Below are 14,551 nucleotides of genomic sequence, written 5' to 3' on the forward strand. Positions count from 1 at the left end.
GAGCTGGCCAGCGCCGATCAGGCGCGCGGGGCCAGACCCGGCACCATCGACGCCACCAGGCGCCGCTCGCCCGGGGTGAGGAAGCAGAACCACAGCACGCCCCAGCCCAGCGCGAGCGCACCGACGGCGGATGCGACGAGGCTCAGCAGGTTCTGCGGCTCGGCGAACAGCCGGATCGGGACGAGCACCAGGGCGACGACCGCCGCGGCCGTGTAGGCGGGCGCCAGCGCGCTGCGGACGAGCGTTCCCAGCGAGACGCCGAAGCCATGGCTCGCCTTGACCAGGAACCAGGGCTGGGCCAGCAGGTAGGGAACGGTCGTGCCGAGCACGACGCCGTCGAGGCCGAGCGACGGGGTGAGCGCCAGCGACACCGCGAGGTTGGAGATCGCGACGACCCACGCGTACCGCGCGAGGAACCGAACGCGCCCGGCCGCGACGACCATGGAGGCGAGCACGCCCGTGGCGCAGCCGATCAGCCAGTAGCTCGACAGCAGCGCGAGCGCCAGCGCCGCCGTGCGGTATCGATCCCCGAGCCACACGTCCAGCAGCGGCGCGGCGAGGACGATCAGCACCACCGTGGTGGGCGCGACGATGGCGGCCACGTAGCGCGTGCCGCGGACCAGCAACTCGCGGAGCCGCACGTCGTCGCCCTCGGCGATGTAGCGCGAGGCGACGGGCACGACGGTCAGCACGAGCGTGCCGTTGAGCTGGCGGATCAGGTTGTGCGGCCGGGCGGCGCCTTCGTAGAGGCCCACGCTCGCCGTGGAGCGGAACGCGGCGAGGATCACCCGGTCGAGCGAGTAGACGACCAGGTCGGCCAGCCCGGCCACGAACAGGTAGGCCGACACGCGGAGCATCCGGCGCGCCAGCGGCCACGAGATCTCGGACCAGTGGAAGCGCAGGCCGACGCGGAAGACGCGCAGCGACACCAGCGCCCAGAGCCCCGTCATGACCGCCAGCGACCCGCCGATCGCGACGATCACCCAGAGGGGAGCATCCAGCAGGACGGCGGCGGTCATCCCCGCCGCCATCGTCCCGTACGCCGCCATCTCCGCCGCGGCCGCCGCGCCGAAGAGCTGCATCCCGCGCAGCGCGTCCTGGAAGGCCTTGAACGGCCAGCCGATCACCGTGATCGCGGCCAATGCCAGGACCGCGTGCCGAGCGTCCTCCTGCAGGTCGTCGGGGATGCCGAGGACACCCACCAGCGCGACGCCGGCGGAGGCGACGAGCGCGGCGGCGACGACGCCGCCAACGGCGTAGATGGCCATGGTCGTCGAGAGGACCTCCGCACGGCGCGACGGCTCGACCTCGGCCTCGGAGAGCATGCGGACGGCCGCGCCCTCGACGCTGACCTGGACGGTGACCAGGTAGGCCACGAGCGAGATCAGCAGCCCGTAGACGCCGAACGCGTCGAGCGACAGCCGGCGGCCGAGCAGGGTGGCGACGAGCAGCATGCACGCGGTGCCCCAGACCTGGGAGGCCTGCTGCAGGAGCGCGCCGCGGGCGATCCGCCGCTCGTCAAAGCCTTCTCCGCCGCCGCCCGCGCCCGCGCCGACCTCGCCGAGGTCGGGCTCCGGGAAGACCTCCGGGCTGCTCATACGAGCGCCTCGTCGATGGCCGCGAGGACCTGGCCGACGCCGAAGCGGGCCTCCAGGTCGGCGACGTCGGCGCCGGCGCGGTGCGCCAGCGCGGCCGCCAGCTGGGGCGGGTCGTCGTAGGCGAAGACGGGCAGGCCCGCGAAGTCGGCCGACATCATCGGCCGGCGGACGACGACGGGCGCGCCGGTGGCCAGCGCCTCGAGGATGACGGTCGGCTGGCCCTCGCGGCCGGTGCTGGGGACGACGAGCGTGTCGATCGCGCCCAGGTACGCCGGGACATCGTCGACGGCGCCGAGCAGGGTGACGCGGTCGGCGAGTCCGGCCCGCGCCGCGCGCTCCTCGATGTGGCGGGCGTAGCCCTCGTCCTGCCGCGCTCCGGCGACGCGCAGCTCGGTCCACGCGCCGCCGGCGGCCGCCAGCTCGTCCACCAGCTCGGCGATGCCCTTCTCGGGGATCAGCCGCGCCAGGACACCGAGCACGCCGCCGGTACGCGTGCGGCGCACCCCGGCCAGCGCGGCCAGCTCGTCGCGGGCCAGGAAGTTGTTGACGGCGATCACGCGCGCCCGCGGCAGGGCGGCGCGGTAGGTCTGCGCGCCGATCGCGCCGACGGCGAGCACGCGGCTGCGCCGCAGCGCCAGGCGCACCGTCGGCCGCGCGGCCGAGTCGCGTTCGTGCAGCAGGTGGACGACGGGTCCCCGGATGCGCGAGAGCCCCGCCACGAGCGAGGCGCGGATCGCGCCGCTGACGACCGCGGCGTCGGCCGGCACCACCGCGCTGAGCCGGCGAGCCGCGGCGCGCAGCGCGCCGGCCTGCGCCGGATGGGGCGCGGGGAACGGGACGTCGACCCACGGCGTGCCCTGGGCCGCGGCGGCGCGCGCCAGCGGCGAGCCCGCAGGGCACGCGAGCACCACAGGCCGATCGGCGCTGCGTGCGAGGCGCAGCGCGAAGAGCTGTCCACCGCCCAGCACGGCTCCCCCATCGTCGAGCAGCCAGAGCGGACGTTGTGCCAGGCTTCGCTGACCCATGGCCGACGATGGCATCCAGGCGGCAGCGTAGGGCAATGCCCCGCGTCTCGGTCATCACACCGGCCCACGACAACGCGGCGACGATCGATGCGACGATCGCGTCGGTGGTCGCCCAGGGCTTCGCGGACTGGGAGCTCGTCGTCTGCGACGACGCATCCCACGACGACACGCCGCAGCGCGTCGAGACGGCCGCCGCGGCCGACCCGCGGGTGCGCCTCGTCCGTGCGCCGAGCAACCTCGGCCCGGCCGGCGCGCGCAACGTCGCGCTCGCCGCGGCGACCGGCGAGCTCGTCGCCTTCCTGGACGCCGACGACCGCTTCGCCGCCGAGTACCTCGAGACGATGGTCGCGCGCTACGACGCCGAGGCGCCCGGGGTCGGGATCGTCTGCTGCGACGCGTGGCTCGAGGACGCCGCCGGCACGCGCCTCGGGCGCTACCGCGATCGCCAGGGCGGCGCCGGCGGCGCCGGCGTGACCGAGGTCCTGCGCGACAACCCGATCCTGATCGCCTCGCTCTGCCCCCGCGCGGCGGTCGACGAGGCCGGCGGCTTCTCCACCGAGTGCTGGGGCTCGGAGGACCACGACCTGTGGCTGCGGATCGTCGAGGCGGGCCAGCGCGTGGTCTACGTCGACGAGCCGCTCGTGTTCTACCGCGTCGCCGAGGGCTCCATCTCCTCCAGCCGCACGCGCATGGCGCGCACCGATCAGGCCACGTTCCGGCGCGCGCTGGACCGCGGCCGGCTCGACGGCGAGCAGACCGTGATCGCCCGCGACCGGCTTGCCCTCGCGCAAGCCGCCGAGGCCGTGGCGCGCGGCGCCCGTCCGCGCGACGTGGCCGTGCTCGCGCGCGCCGTCGTGGCCCGGGCGCGGCTGCGCAGACGCGGTACGGTCGAGCGATGAGCGACACGCCGGTGGGAACCGGGGGCGACACGCTGGTCGAGAAGGAGTTCTGGGAGCAGGAGTACTACTGGGCCAACGTCCAGCCGCCGTGCCTCCCGGACCTGGACATGCCCTTCGACCAGTCGATGGCCCACGCGCTGGAGCGCCTCGCGCCCGCGCAGAAGGGCGAGCGCGTCATCGAGATCGGCTGCGCGCCGGCCAAGTGGCTGGCCTATTACGCGCAGCGCTTCGGCGTGATCGCCGACGGCGTGGAGTACAGCGAGAAGGGCGCGAACCTCTCGCAGGCCAACCTCGACTCGCTTGGGCTCGAGGGCAGGATCCACCACGCAGACTTCTTCACCACCGAGGCGCAGCGCTACGACGTGGTCCTGTCCTTCGGGTTCATCGAGCACTTCGCCGACCTCGAGGGCGTCTTCGCCCGCCACCTGGACTTCGTCAACCCCGGTGGCCGCCTGGTCGTCGGCGTCCCGAACTTCCGCGGGCTGAACAAGACGCTGCAGCGCTGGTCGGACCCCGCCTACCTCGCGCTGCACAACCTCCGGGCGATGGACCCGGCGCTCTACCGCCGCCTCGGCGACGAGCACGGCCTCGAGCGCCTGCACCAGGAGTACATCGGCGGCCCCGACCCCATCATCATCAAGATGGGCAAGCCGTGGGTGACGCCGCTCGTCCTCGCCGAGGCGCGCTTCCGCCGGCTGGGCTTCACCGAGAAGCTCAACAGCGGCTTCGCGAGCCCGTACCTGCTGACGGTCTTCCAGACGCCGGCGGGCTAGGAGACTGTGTCGCTATCGCGACTGGGGACCCACCTCCGGCGGCGACGGCTGGCCATCGTCGGCCTCGGCCTCGCTGGCCGCCTACGGCACCCCTAGCGCCGCCCGACGAGCTGCTCGTAGAGCGCGACGTGCGAGGACACGAGCGCCTCGGGCGAGAAGAGCTCGCGCCAGCGCGCGTGGCCGGCGGCGCCCTGGCGGGCCAGCAGGTCGCGGTCGGCGTCGGCGGCCCGCAGCAGCGCGGCCAGCGCATCGACGTCGCCGGGCGCAAAGAGCGCGCCGGTGACGCCGTCCTCGATCGCCTCGGGCGTCCCGGAGAGCCGCGAGGCGACGATCGGCTTGCCCGCGGCCATCGCCTCGAGCATCACGAGCGGCATCGCCTCCTCCTTGACCGACGGCATCACGAGCACGTCGATCGCGTGGTCGTAGGCGTTGACCGCCGGCACCGCGCCGATCAGGGCGAGGCGCTCCTCGACCCCGCGGTCGCGGATGCGCTGCTCCAGCGGGGCGCCGAGGTGCGGGCCGACGAGCACGCCACGGACCCCGGGCACCTGCGCCAGCGCGTCCACGAAGACGTCGTAGCCCTTCTCGGGGACGGCGCGCGCCGACACCATGCCGACCAGCAGCTCGCCGTCGGGGGCCAGGCGCGCCCGCAGCTCCTCGGCGCCGGCGGCGTCCGGCATCCGGACGCCGTAGCGGAGGTGGCGCAGCAGGCCGCGCGGCATGCCGCGGCGCGCGATCGCGGCCTCGGCGACGATGAGCGACGGGAACAGCGCGGCGTCGATCGCCGACCACACGAAGCGATCGGCGGCCGCCTGCACGCGCGAGCCGCCGCGATCCCACGGCATCGAGTTGATGGTCATCACCCGTGGCCGCGGCACCAGGCGCGGCGCCACGCGGCAGAGGTCCGAGCCGGGCAGCCCCCCGTTGTTGACGTGCAGCAGATCGCCGCCCGCGCCGCGCAGCGCGCTGCGCAGTCCCGGCAGCCCGCGGGCCAGCGCGACGGCACGGCTTGCGCCGCCCGTGCCGTGGTAGGACCGATCGCCGGCGCGGCGCACCTCGACGTCGGTGCTCGTCGCCCGGACGAACTCGAGCAGCTCGTCCTGCGGCGCCAGCAGGAGGACGTCGTGCCCCGCCGCGGCGACGCCCGCTGCGAGGTCGGCCACGTGCCGCTCGGCGCCGCCGATCTGCTCGGTGTCGGTGAAGTAGACGATGCGCATGTCAGGCGGCAGCGTACGAGGTCGCTCTCACCCGGCGGCGTAGCAGCGGCTCGCCGCGATAGCGTCCCCGCCCACATGGCTCCACGACGCGCGTTGATCACCGGAATCACCGGTCAGGACGGCTCCTACCTGGCCGAGCTGCTGCTCGACAAGGGCTACGAGGTCCACGGCATGGTCCGCCGGGCCTCGACGGAGAAGTTCGACCGGATCGAGCACCTGCGCGACCGGATCACCCTGCATCAGGGCGACCTGCTGGACCATCGGTCGCTGACCGACGCCCTGCGCCACTCGGCGCCCGACGAGCTCTACAACCTCGCCGCGATGAGCTACGTGGCCGTGTCGTGGATCCAGCCGACCCTGACGGCCGAGTTCACCGGCGTCGGCGTGACGCGCGTGCTGGAGGCGATGCGCGAGGTCTGCCCCGAGGCGCGCTTCTACCAGGCGTCGTCCTCGGAGATGTTCGGCAAGGTGCTGGAAGTCCCGCAGACCGAGAGCACGCCGTTCTACCCGCGCTCGCCCTACGGCGTGGCGAAGGCCTACGGGCACTTCATCACCGTCAACTACCGCGAGTCCTACAACCTGCACGCCACCAGCGGCATCCTCTTCAACCACGAGTCGCCGCGCCGTGGCCTGGAGTTCGTCACCCGCAAGATCACCTGGCACGCCGCCGCGATCAAGCACGGCCTGCGCGACCACATGTCCCTGGGCAACCTCGACGCCGAGCGTGACTGGGGCTACGCCAAGGACTTCGTCGAGGCCATGTGGCTGATGCTCCAGCAGGACAAGGCCGACGACTACGTCATCGCCACCGGCCGCACCAACACGGTGCGCCAGTGCGTGGAGATCGCGCTCGACGAAGCCGGCCTCACCGGCGACCCGGAGCAGTACGTCAAGCTCGACCCGCAGTTCCTGCGCCCCGCGGAGGTCGACCAGCTGATCGGCGACCCCGGCAAGGCCAAGCGCGACCTCGGCTGGGCGCCCCAGACCACGTTCGAGGAGCTCATCCGCCTGATGACCCGCGCCGACCTCGAGCTGCTCAAGCCCTGAGGGCGCGCCATCTGCCGGGCTGTCAATGGCTCGGATGGAAGTGGTGAGCCGGCCGGAGTAGCTTCGCGCCAGAGCCACCATGACCCCGAGCGTCGACGTGATCATCCCGACCTGGTGCCGCCGCGAGCTGCTGGATCGGTGCCTGCGCACGCTCGCGACGCAGGACGTCGAGCACACGGTCGTCGTCGCCGACAACGCGTCTGGCGACGGCACGGTCGCGATGCTCCGCGCCGACCATCCGCACGTGCGGGTGGTCGAGTTGGAGCAGAACGTCGGCTTCGGCCGCGCCGTCAACGCCGCGGTGGCCGCCGGCAGCGGCGAGATCCTCGTGCTGGTCAACAACGACGTCGAGGTGGAGCCCGGCTTCCTGCGAGCCATCGTCGCCCCGTTCGACGAGCCGGTGGTCGGCATGGTCGCCTCCATGGTGCTGGCTCCGGGCCGGCCCGAGCGCGTGGACTGCCTCGGGCTGGCGATCGACCGCACGCTGCTGGTGCACTGCCGTCTGCGCGGGCTGCCACCCGACGCCGACGTGGCGCTGGAGCGCCTGGCGGGACCGAGCGGCTGCGCCGGCGCCTACCGGCGCGCGGCCTTCGAGCAGGTCGGCGGCTTCGACGACGCGCTGTTCGCCTACGGCGACGACATCGACGTCGCGCTGCGAATGCGGGCCGAGGGCTGGCAGGCGCGTGAGGCGCGCGGCGCGCGGGCCATCCACGTCGGCGGGGCCACGGCGGGCATCGACTCGCCGTGGCAGCGCGAGATGGCCGGCTTCGCGCGGGGCTACGGCCTGCGCCGCTACGGGGTGCTGCACACCGCCGCGGCGCCGCGCACGCTCCTGCTGGAGTCGATGGTCGTCGGCTGGGGCCTCGTGCGCCACCGCACGACGATCCCGCTGAAGTCCCGCGTCCGCGGCTGGCACACGGCCGCCGGGCGTCCGCGCCTGGCGATGCTGCCCGCGGCGGTCGACTCGTCGATCACGCTGCGCGACACGCTGACGCGCGTCGCGGGCGGACGCTGACGCCTATTAGGGGTGCCGTAGGCGGCCAGCGAGGCCGAGGCCCACGACGGCCAGCCGTCGCCGCCGGAGGTGGGTCCCCAGTCGCGACAGCGACACGGTCTCCTAGCCGTCGCCGGCGGCCCGCAGCTCCGCCAGGTCGGTCGCGACCATCTCGCCGATCATCGCCTCGAAGGTGATCTTCGGCGTCCAGTCGAGCTCGCGGCGGGCGCGGGAGGCGTCGCCGATCTGCGGCGTCGGCTCGGCCGGGCGGACGAAGGACGGGTCGACGCGGATGCGGCCCTCGGGCGAGATCCCGGCCGCCGCGAACGCCACGTCGACGAGGTCGCCCACGGTGCGCCCCGTGCCGGACGCGAAGACGAAGTCGTGCGGCGTCGCTGCCTGCAGCGAGAGCCACGCGCCCTGCATGACGTCGGCGGCGTGCGACCAGTCGCGCACCGCGCCGAGGTCGCCGAGCACCAGCTCGTCCTCGAGCCCGAGGGCGATCGCCGCCGCCCCGCGCGTGACCTTGCGCGGCAGGAAGTGCTGCGGGCGGCGAGGCGACTCGTGGTTGTAGGTGATGCCCGACACCGCGAAGGTGCCGAAGCGCTCGCGCAGCGCACCGACGAGCCCGTGGGCGGCGAGCTTGGCCACGCCGTACGGCGAGCGGGGCCGCATCGGCGAGCGCTCGTCCTGGGGCGCCTCGCCGGCGTCGCCGAAGATCTCGGCCGACGTCGCGACGAACATGCGCATCTCGGGGTCCAGCGCCCGCGCGGCGCCGAGCAGGTCGGCGGTGGCGCCGGCGATGGCGTCGAGCACGGCGCGCGGGTCGTCCCACGACGTCGGCACGAACGTCGGCGCGGCCAGGTGGTAGAGCTCGTGGGGCCGGACGGCGCTCAGCGCGTCGGCCAGCGTGCCGGGCTCGTGCAGGTCGCCGGGCAGCAGCGACAGGCGGTCGCGGACGGCCGCCAGGTTGGGCAGCTCGCGATCCACCGGATCGCGGACCACGCCGCTGACGTCATAGCCCTCGGCGACCAGCAGCTCGGCCAGATACGAGCCGTCCTGGCCCGAGATCCCGGTCACGAGCGCGCGCCGCGGGCTCACGCCTTCTGCCACACTGGTCCGGACCGTCGCACCGCGCGCAGCCTACGGGACTCCGACCGGCGCCCGGGTTACGGTGCCGTCCAGCCTGGGAACTGGACGCGTGTCCTACCGACTCGCGAAACCTTGCGAGCGTTGGAGCGTTGTAACAGCCGCATGCCCTCCTCCACCCCCGCACCCCTGGACGACGCCCGGACGGCCGCTGCCGCCGATCTCTCCGTGCCGCCACCCGCCACCAACGTCCTCGGGGTCCCACTCGCGCTCACCGACTACGAGCGCACGATGGACTGGATGGACGCCACCGTCCAGGCGCAGGGCAAGGGCTACATCTGCGTCGCGGCGACCCACACGGTGGTCGCCTGCCAGGACGATCCGGAGCTGCGCGCGGCCGTGCTCGGCGCGTCGCTCGTCGTTCCCGACGGCCAGCCGCTGGTCTGGGCGATGAACGCGCTCGGCCACGACCTGTCGCACCGCGTGTACGGCCCAGACCTCATGGCGCACTACTGCGAGCGCAGCGCGCTCACCGGTGCGCGGATGTTCCTCTACGGCGGGCGCAACCAGGGTGCGCTCGTGCAGCTGGCGCTCAACCTGCGCCGCCGCTTCGCCGGCCTGCAGATCGTCGGTGGCTACTCGCCGCCCTTCCGCGCGCTGAGCAGCGAGGAGATCGACGCCGTCGTGGCCGAGATCAACCACGCCAAGCCCGACGTCGTGTGGGTCGGCATCGGCGTGCCCAAGCAGGAGAAGTGGATGGCCACGCTGCGCGACCGCATCGACGCGCCAGTGCTCGTCGGCGTCGGCGCCGCGTTCGACTTCCACGCCGGCCTCGTGCCGCAGGCCCCGTCGTGGATGCAGGCCGCCGGCCTGGAGTGGCTCTTCCGCCTCTCCAAGGAGCCGCGGCGGCTGTGGAAGCGGTACCTGACCTACAACCCGCGCTTCGTGTTCGGGTTCGCCCGCCAGTACGCCCGGCACCGCCGGCTGCTTGCCCGCCGCGACCCACGCTCCTAACCGACCGCTAGCCTCCCGGGCGATGAGCCCCGCCGCCAGAGAGCCCGGGAACGAGCCCTCTGGGCGAGCTTCCCGGAAGATGACCGAGCCCTCTGGGCGAGGGTCCGGCGCATGAAGGATGTCGCCGTCATCGGCCTGGGCAGGGTCGGACTGCCGCTGGCGCTCGCGTTCGCCGACGCGGGCCTGGAGGTCATCGGCGTGGACATCGATCCCGCGCGCATCGGTGCGCTGCGCGAGGGCCTCATGCCGTTCGAGGAGCCCGGCGCCCAGGAGGTGCTCGACCGCGTCGCCGGCCGCCTGGAGCTGGCCGAGCACGCCGCCGACGCGCACCGGGCTCGCCACATCGTGCTCACGCTCGGCACGCCGGCGATGTCGCACATCGAGATCGACCTGCGCCAGATCCGCGCGGTCCTCGACGACCTCCTGCCGCACCTGCGGGAGGGCCACGCGCTGCACCTGCGGTCGACGATCGCGCCCAACACCACCCACTTCGTCGCCGGCTACCTGCGCAAGCACCGCGGGTTCGACATCGGCACCGACGTCTTCGTCGCCCACGTGCCCGAGCGGATCGCCTCGGCGCGGTTCTTCGAGGAGATCTCCACGCTGCCGTGCATCGTCGGCGGGGTCGGCGAGCGCTCCGGCGAGGTCGCCGCCGAGCTGTTCGAGCGCCTCGGCGCGCCGATCGTGCAGACCACGCCGGTGCAGGCCGAGCTCGCGAAGATCTGGACCAACATCCTGCGCTACACGACGTTCGCGCTGCCGAACCTGCTGATGGTCGACTGCGAGCAGTACGACGCCAACGTCTTCGAGGTCATCGACCTCATCAACCGCGACTACCCGCGCGGCGGCATGAGGCTCCCGGGCCTCACCGCCGGCACCTGCCTGCGCAAGGACTTCGCCTTCAGCGAGGAACGCTCCAACGCTCCCGGCATGCTGCTGGCCGTCAGCCGCGTCAACGAGTCGGTGCCGCTGTTCCTGGTGCAGGGCCTCAAGCGCCGCGTCGGCTCGCTGGAGGGCAGGAAGGTCGCCGTGCTCGGCCTCGCGTTCAAGTCCGACACCGACGACGAGCGCGACTCGCTGTCCTACAAGCTGATCCGCATGCTCGAGCGCGAGCTGGCCGACGTCGCGATCCACGACCCGCGCGTGCCGACGCCGACGCAGTCCCTCGAGGACGCGGTGGCCGACGCCGACGCCGTCGTCGTCGCCACCAACCACCCCGAGTTCTGCACGCCCGAGGCGCTGGGCCAGATCGTCGACGGCGCGCGCACCGACGCGCTGCTCGTCGACCCGTGGAACTGCTGGGGCGCCGCCACGGTCTTCGCCCACACCGACGAGGTCGTCGTGCTCGCCGGCCTCGGCGCCCGCTGAACCCCCACCCGAGCCGTCAGGAACCCCTCGCAGACCATGAACCGCGTCCTCGTCACCGGCGGTGCCGGCACCATCGGAGCGGCGGTCGTCCGCCGCCTGCTCAGCGATCCTCGCTACGAGGTCCGCGTCAGCGACCAGCGCGAGGCGCCGCAGTGGATGCGCGAGGGCTGCGAGGTCCACCACGGCGACCTCCGCGTCCTCGCCGAGGCGCGCACCGCGACGCAGGGCTGCTCGCACGTGATCCACCTCGCGGCGATCGTCGGCGGCATCGGCAACTTCCACAAGCTGCCCCACACGCTGACCGAGGTCAACAACGCGCTCTACAACGGCGTCGTGCGCGCCGCGCTCGATCACTCCGTCGAGCGGTTCGTGTACGTGTCGAGCTCGATGGTCTTCGAGCGCGCGACCGAGTACCCGACCACCGAGGCGCACATCCACGACACGCCGATCCCGGCGAGCGCCTACGGGTTCTCGAAGCTCACCGGTGAGGTCTACGTGCGCGCCGCCCACGACGAGCACGGGTTCCCCTACACCATCTGCCGCCCGTTCAACGCCTACGGCCCGGGCGAGATGCCCGAGGACGAGCCGGGCATCGCGCACATGGTCCCGGACGTCATCAAGAAGGTCCTCGCGCTGCCCGAGGGCGCGCCGCTGCCGATCTTCGGCGACGGCACCCAGACCCGCACGCTGACCCACATCGACGACATCGCCGACGGCATCGTCACCGCGATGGCGTCGCCCGCCGGCCTGCACGAGGACTTCAACATCTCGGCCGCCGAGGAGATGACGGTCGCCGAGATCGCGCGCGTCATCTGGGAGGAGTGCGGGCGCGATCCGGAGGCCTTCGCGCTCGAGCACCTGCCGACCTATCCGGTCGACGTCGTGCGGCGCTGGCCGAGCGTCGAGAAGGCCGAGCGCCTGCTGGGCTGGAAGGCCCAGATCGGCGTCCGCGACGGCGTCCGCCAGACCGCGGAGTGGCTGCGCGGCGTCGTCACGCCCTCCTGAACGCCGGCCGCGCAGGGCGTTTGCGTGCCCGAAGGCCGGGTAGCGCAAGGGGCATGCCTCATCTCTCCATCCGCCGCAAGCCGTCCAGGAAGCAGCGCGCGCTGAGCATGGCCGGCACCGCCGGTTCGGCCGCCGTCACGTTCGCCAAGGCGCGGATCGCCTGGCTGGCCGGCAAGAAGGCCGCCAAGGTCGCCGCTCCGGCCGTCGCGGTCGGCACCGCGGCCGTCGTCGTCAAGAAGCGCAGCGGCCACAGGCACGACGAGCGCGCGGCGCCGGCCGGCGTCAACTCGGTGCCGCCGGCCCCGGCGGGCGTGGCCTAGGAGCGCGTGCTCAGAGCGTCGCCTCGAGCGTCGCCCGCAGCCCGTCTCGCAGCGAGGTCTGGGCTTCGAAGCCCAGCGCGTCGCGCGCGCGCGTGACGTCGAGGCAGGAGCGATCGATCTCACCCAGGCGCGCGTCCTCGAAGCGCGGGTCGAAGGTCCTGGCCGCCTCGGGCACGAGCTCCTTCATCACCGCGACGATGTCGAGCACGCTGCTCTCGCGACCGGTGCCGACGTTGACCTCGCCGGTGATGTCGGACTGCCCGGCCGCCAGCTGGGCCCGGACGACGTCGCCGACGTAGACGTAGTCGCGCGTCTGGCTGCCGTCGCCGTAGATGGTCGGCGCCTCGCCCGACTTGACCTTGCCGCAGAAGATCGCGATGACGCCGGCCTCGCCCAGCGGGTCCTGGCGCGGGCCGTAGACGTTGCCGAGACGCAGCGTGACGTTGCTCTGGTCGTACAGCCGCCCGTACCAGCCGAGGTAGCGCTCGGCGCAGAACTTGCTCTGGCCGTAGGCGGCCATCGGCAGCGGCGTCTCGTCCTCGGGCGACGGGATGCGCTGCGCGTCGCCGTAGATCGCGCCGCCGGTCGACGTGTTGACCACGCGGCGCACGCCGGCGCGGCGGGCGGCCTCGAGCACGTTGATCGTGCCGACCACGTTGACGCTCGCGTCGAGCGCCGGATCGTCGATCGACTTGCGCACGTCGATCTGGGCGGCGAGGTGGAAGATCACCTCGGGCGCGGCGTCGGCGACCAGCGCGTTCAGCGCCGGCGCATCGGTGATGTCGATCTCGTGCAGGCGGGCGCCGCGCTCCAGCGCGCCGGCCTCCAGGTTGCTCCGCCGGCCCGTGACGAGCGTGTCGACGATGTCGACCTCGGCGCCTTGCGCCAGGAGCGCGTCGACGAGGTTCGATCCGATGAAGCCGGCGCCGCCGGTGACGAGTGCACGCATGGGCGCCGCAGGCTATAGGGCACGTCGAGGCCCACGACGACCGCTCAGGGTCCTCGGTGGGCGCTCAGCCGCGGGCGACGCGTTCGTAGACGTCGGCCAACTGCGGAGCGACGACGTCGGGCGCGGCGCGCCGGCGCGCGGCGGCCAGGGCGCGGCGTGGCGCGCCGGCGTCCGCGACGACCGCGAGCGCGGCGTCGGCCAGGGCACGGGCATCGCCGGGAGCCACCAGCGCGGCGTCCGGCGCCAGCTCGGCGAGGGCGCCGACGCGCGACGCCGCGACCGGCACGCCCGCCGCCATCGCCTCCAGCGCGGCGAGGCCGAACGTCTCGGCGGCGCGCGAGGGGACGAGCGCGACGGAGGCGCGGGCGCGCAGGCGCTGCAGCTCCGGGGCGCTGACGCGACCGGCGAAGGTGACGTCGGCGCCGGCACGCGCGGCGTGGGCGCGCAGCTCGGCCTCCAGCGGTCCGTCGCCGCAGATCGTGAGCGGGAGGCCGGCGAGCGCGCATGCGTCGATCGCGACCTCGACGCCCTTCTCGCGCGCCAGCCGCGACGCGACGATGGCCGACGGCTGCGCGGGGCGCGGGGGCGGCGCGTCGGCGAGCTCGCGCACGACATGGCCGACGACGTGCGCCTCGGTCGACGCCGCCGGCGGCGCGCCGAGCACGATCAGGCGCTCGCGGGCCGCCGCGCTCGGCACGACGACGACGTCGGCCAGCGCGACCAGCCGGCGCTGCCACAGCGCCAGCGCCGCGCCGTAGGCCACCGCCTCGGCCCGCGACCCGCGACAGTTCAAGCGCACGCCGGGCCGGGTGTCGCGCCCGTGACAGCGCGTGCAGTCCGCGCCGGCCGGGTCGACGCAGGTGCCGACGGCGCAGACCAGCCGGTAGTTGTGGAGGTGCAAGACCGTGCGCGCGCCGGCCTCCCGCGCGGCGGCAAGCGCGCGCCAGCCGAGCGCCGGCGTGAGGTTGTGGGCGTGGACGATCCGCGCGCCGCTGCGCCGCACCGCCGCGGCGACCTCCTCGGGGTCCAGGCCGCCGCGCAACAGCCCCGCCGTGGCGCGCGCGCGGCCGAGCGCCGCGCTGTCGCGCTCGAGCACCTCGGCGTCCTCGCCGAGCCGCTCGCGCACAAGCCAGGCGAGGTCCTCGACGACCCGCTCCTCGCCCCCAGGCGTGCGATAGCGGTTGTGCAGGAAGAGGATCACGCGCCGCGACGCTACCTCGTAACGGGGCCTGACCCCGCAACGACCTTCGCCA

At 73.8% G+C, this 14,551-nt stretch carries 14 protein-coding genes; 8 read left to right on the forward strand and 6 right to left on the reverse strand.

The features are described 5' to 3' along the window. Positions 1 to 17 precede the first annotated feature (17 nt). On the reverse strand, positions 18 to 1,598 hold the full coding sequence (locus tag VK501_RS21315) for an oligosaccharide flippase family protein (RefSeq protein ID WP_324340984.1): 1,581 nt from the start codon (positions 1,596 to 1,598) through the stop codon (positions 18 to 20). Continuing rightward, the gene (locus VK501_RS21320) at positions 1,595 to 2,623 is read right to left on the reverse strand and encodes a glycosyltransferase (RefSeq protein WP_324340986.1); all 1,029 of its coding nucleotides are present in this window, start codon (positions 2,621 to 2,623) and stop codon (positions 1,595 to 1,597) included. The genes VK501_RS21315 and VK501_RS21320 overlap by 4 nt, the downstream gene beginning before the upstream one ends. A 35-nt stretch (positions 2,624 to 2,658) precedes the next feature. Here VK501_RS21320 and VK501_RS21325 point away from each other — a divergent pair, with 35 nt between their 5' ends. Both VK501_RS21325 and VK501_RS21330 read left to right on the forward strand, forming a co-directional pair. Next, positions 2,659 to 3,522 (forward strand): glycosyltransferase family 2 protein, encoded by an 864-nt coding sequence (locus VK501_RS21325; RefSeq protein ID WP_324340988.1) that lies wholly within the window; start codon positions 2,659 to 2,661, stop codon positions 3,520 to 3,522. Beyond that, positions 3,519 to 4,295, forward strand: coding sequence for a class I SAM-dependent methyltransferase (locus tag VK501_RS21330; protein WP_324340990.1), 777 nt, complete (start codon positions 3,519 to 3,521; stop codon positions 4,293 to 4,295). Before VK501_RS21325 ends, VK501_RS21330 begins: the two co-directional genes overlap by 4 nt. Positions 4,296 to 4,387: 92 nt before the next feature. Here the strand turns inward: VK501_RS21330 and VK501_RS21335 are convergent, their stop codons facing one another. Beyond that, on the reverse strand, positions 4,388 to 5,512 hold the full coding sequence (locus tag VK501_RS21335) for a glycosyltransferase family 4 protein (protein ID WP_324340992.1): 1,125 nt from the start codon (positions 5,510 to 5,512) through the stop codon (positions 4,388 to 4,390). A 75-nt stretch (positions 5,513 to 5,587) separates the two neighbouring features. Between VK501_RS21335 and gmd the strand changes: the two genes are divergently transcribed. Further along, the gene (gene gmd / locus VK501_RS21340) at positions 5,588 to 6,559 is read left to right on the forward strand and encodes a GDP-mannose 4,6-dehydratase (protein WP_324340994.1); all 972 of its coding nucleotides are present in this window, start codon (positions 5,588 to 5,590) and stop codon (positions 6,557 to 6,559) included. A 79-nt stretch (positions 6,560 to 6,638) separates the two neighbouring features. Then, the gene (locus tag VK501_RS21345; RefSeq protein ID WP_324340996.1) at positions 6,639 to 7,574 is read left to right on the forward strand and encodes a glycosyltransferase family 2 protein; all 936 of its coding nucleotides are present in this window, start codon (positions 6,639 to 6,641) and stop codon (positions 7,572 to 7,574) included. Between the two features lie 102 nt (positions 7,575 to 7,676). Here the strand turns inward: VK501_RS21345 and VK501_RS21350 are convergent, their stop codons facing one another. Further along, the gene (locus VK501_RS21350; RefSeq protein WP_324340998.1) at positions 7,677 to 8,654 is read right to left on the reverse strand and encodes a GDP-mannose 4,6-dehydratase; all 978 of its coding nucleotides are present in this window, start codon (positions 8,652 to 8,654) and stop codon (positions 7,677 to 7,679) included. 153 nt (positions 8,655 to 8,807) lie between these two features. Here VK501_RS21350 and VK501_RS21355 point away from each other — a divergent pair, with 153 nt between their 5' ends. The 4 genes from VK501_RS21355 (at position 8,808) to VK501_RS21370 (ending at position 12,349) form a co-directional block, all read left to right on the forward strand. Beyond that, positions 8,808 to 9,656 carry a WecB/TagA/CpsF family glycosyltransferase gene (locus VK501_RS21355; RefSeq protein WP_324341000.1) on the forward strand — a complete coding sequence of 283 codons (849 nt, stop codon included), beginning with the start codon at positions 8,808 to 8,810 and terminating at the stop codon, positions 9,654 to 9,656. A 111-nt stretch (positions 9,657 to 9,767) separates the two neighbouring features. Beyond that, positions 9,768 to 11,024: a nucleotide sugar dehydrogenase gene (locus VK501_RS21360; protein ID WP_324341002.1), complete on the forward strand. Its 1,257-nt coding sequence runs from the start codon at positions 9,768 to 9,770 to the stop codon at positions 11,022 to 11,024. A gap of 36 nt (positions 11,025 to 11,060) precedes the next feature. Beyond that, the gene (locus VK501_RS21365; protein WP_324341004.1) at positions 11,061 to 12,029 is read left to right on the forward strand and encodes an NAD-dependent epimerase/dehydratase family protein; all 969 of its coding nucleotides are present in this window, start codon (positions 11,061 to 11,063) and stop codon (positions 12,027 to 12,029) included. A 53-nt stretch (positions 12,030 to 12,082) separates the two neighbouring features. Then, positions 12,083 to 12,349, forward strand: a complete 267-nt coding sequence (locus VK501_RS21370; protein WP_324341006.1) for a hypothetical protein — start codon at positions 12,083 to 12,085, stop codon at positions 12,347 to 12,349. A gap of 10 nt (positions 12,350 to 12,359) precedes the next feature. Here VK501_RS21370 and VK501_RS21375 read toward each other — a convergent pair whose 3' ends face one another. Then, complete coding sequence (locus tag VK501_RS21375) at positions 12,360 to 13,298, reverse strand: NAD-dependent epimerase/dehydratase family protein (RefSeq protein ID WP_324341007.1); 939 nt, start codon at positions 13,296 to 13,298, stop codon at positions 12,360 to 12,362. A gap of 64 nt (positions 13,299 to 13,362) precedes the next feature. Further along, complete coding sequence (locus tag VK501_RS21380; RefSeq protein WP_324341008.1) at positions 13,363 to 14,499, reverse strand: glycosyltransferase family 4 protein; 1,137 nt, start codon at positions 14,497 to 14,499, stop codon at positions 13,363 to 13,365. Positions 14,500 to 14,551: the final 52 nt, after the last annotated feature.

Origin of the sequence: Baekduia sp. (genome assembly GCF_035318805.1) — a bacterium.
Classification (GTDB): domain Bacteria; phylum Actinomycetota; class Thermoleophilia; order Solirubrobacterales; family Solirubrobacteraceae; genus Baekduia.

Coding starts and splice junctions, on each gene's coding strand:
- VK501_RS21315 (WP_324340984.1), bottom strand. CDS start 1,598: ATGAGCAGCCCGGAGGTCTTCCCGGAGCCCGACCTCGGCGAGGTCGGC.
- VK501_RS21325 (WP_324340988.1), top strand. CDS start 2,659: ATGCCCCGCGTCTCGGTCATCACACCGGCCCACGACAACGCGGCGACG.
- VK501_RS21360 (WP_324341002.1), top strand. CDS start 9,768: ATGAAGGATGTCGCCGTCATCGGCCTGGGCAGGGTCGGACTGCCGCTG.
- VK501_RS21355 (WP_324341000.1), top strand. CDS start 8,808: ATGCCCTCCTCCACCCCCGCACCCCTGGACGACGCCCGGACGGCCGCT.
- gmd (WP_324340994.1), top strand. CDS start 5,588: ATGGCTCCACGACGCGCGTTGATCACCGGAATCACCGGTCAGGACGGC.
- VK501_RS21345 (WP_324340996.1), top strand. CDS start 6,639: ATGACCCCGAGCGTCGACGTGATCATCCCGACCTGGTGCCGCCGCGAG.
- VK501_RS21375 (WP_324341007.1), bottom strand. CDS start 13,298: ATGCGTGCACTCGTCACCGGCGGCGCCGGCTTCATCGGATCGAACCTC.
- VK501_RS21335 (WP_324340992.1), bottom strand. CDS start 5,512: ATGCGCATCGTCTACTTCACCGACACCGAGCAGATCGGCGGCGCCGAG.
- VK501_RS21365 (WP_324341004.1), top strand. CDS start 11,061: ATGAACCGCGTCCTCGTCACCGGCGGTGCCGGCACCATCGGAGCGGCG.
- VK501_RS21370 (WP_324341006.1), top strand. CDS start 12,083: ATGCCTCATCTCTCCATCCGCCGCAAGCCGTCCAGGAAGCAGCGCGCG.
- VK501_RS21330 (WP_324340990.1), top strand. CDS start 3,519: ATGAGCGACACGCCGGTGGGAACCGGGGGCGACACGCTGGTCGAGAAG.
- VK501_RS21320 (WP_324340986.1), bottom strand. CDS start 2,623: ATGGGTCAGCGAAGCCTGGCACAACGTCCGCTCTGGCTGCTCGACGAT.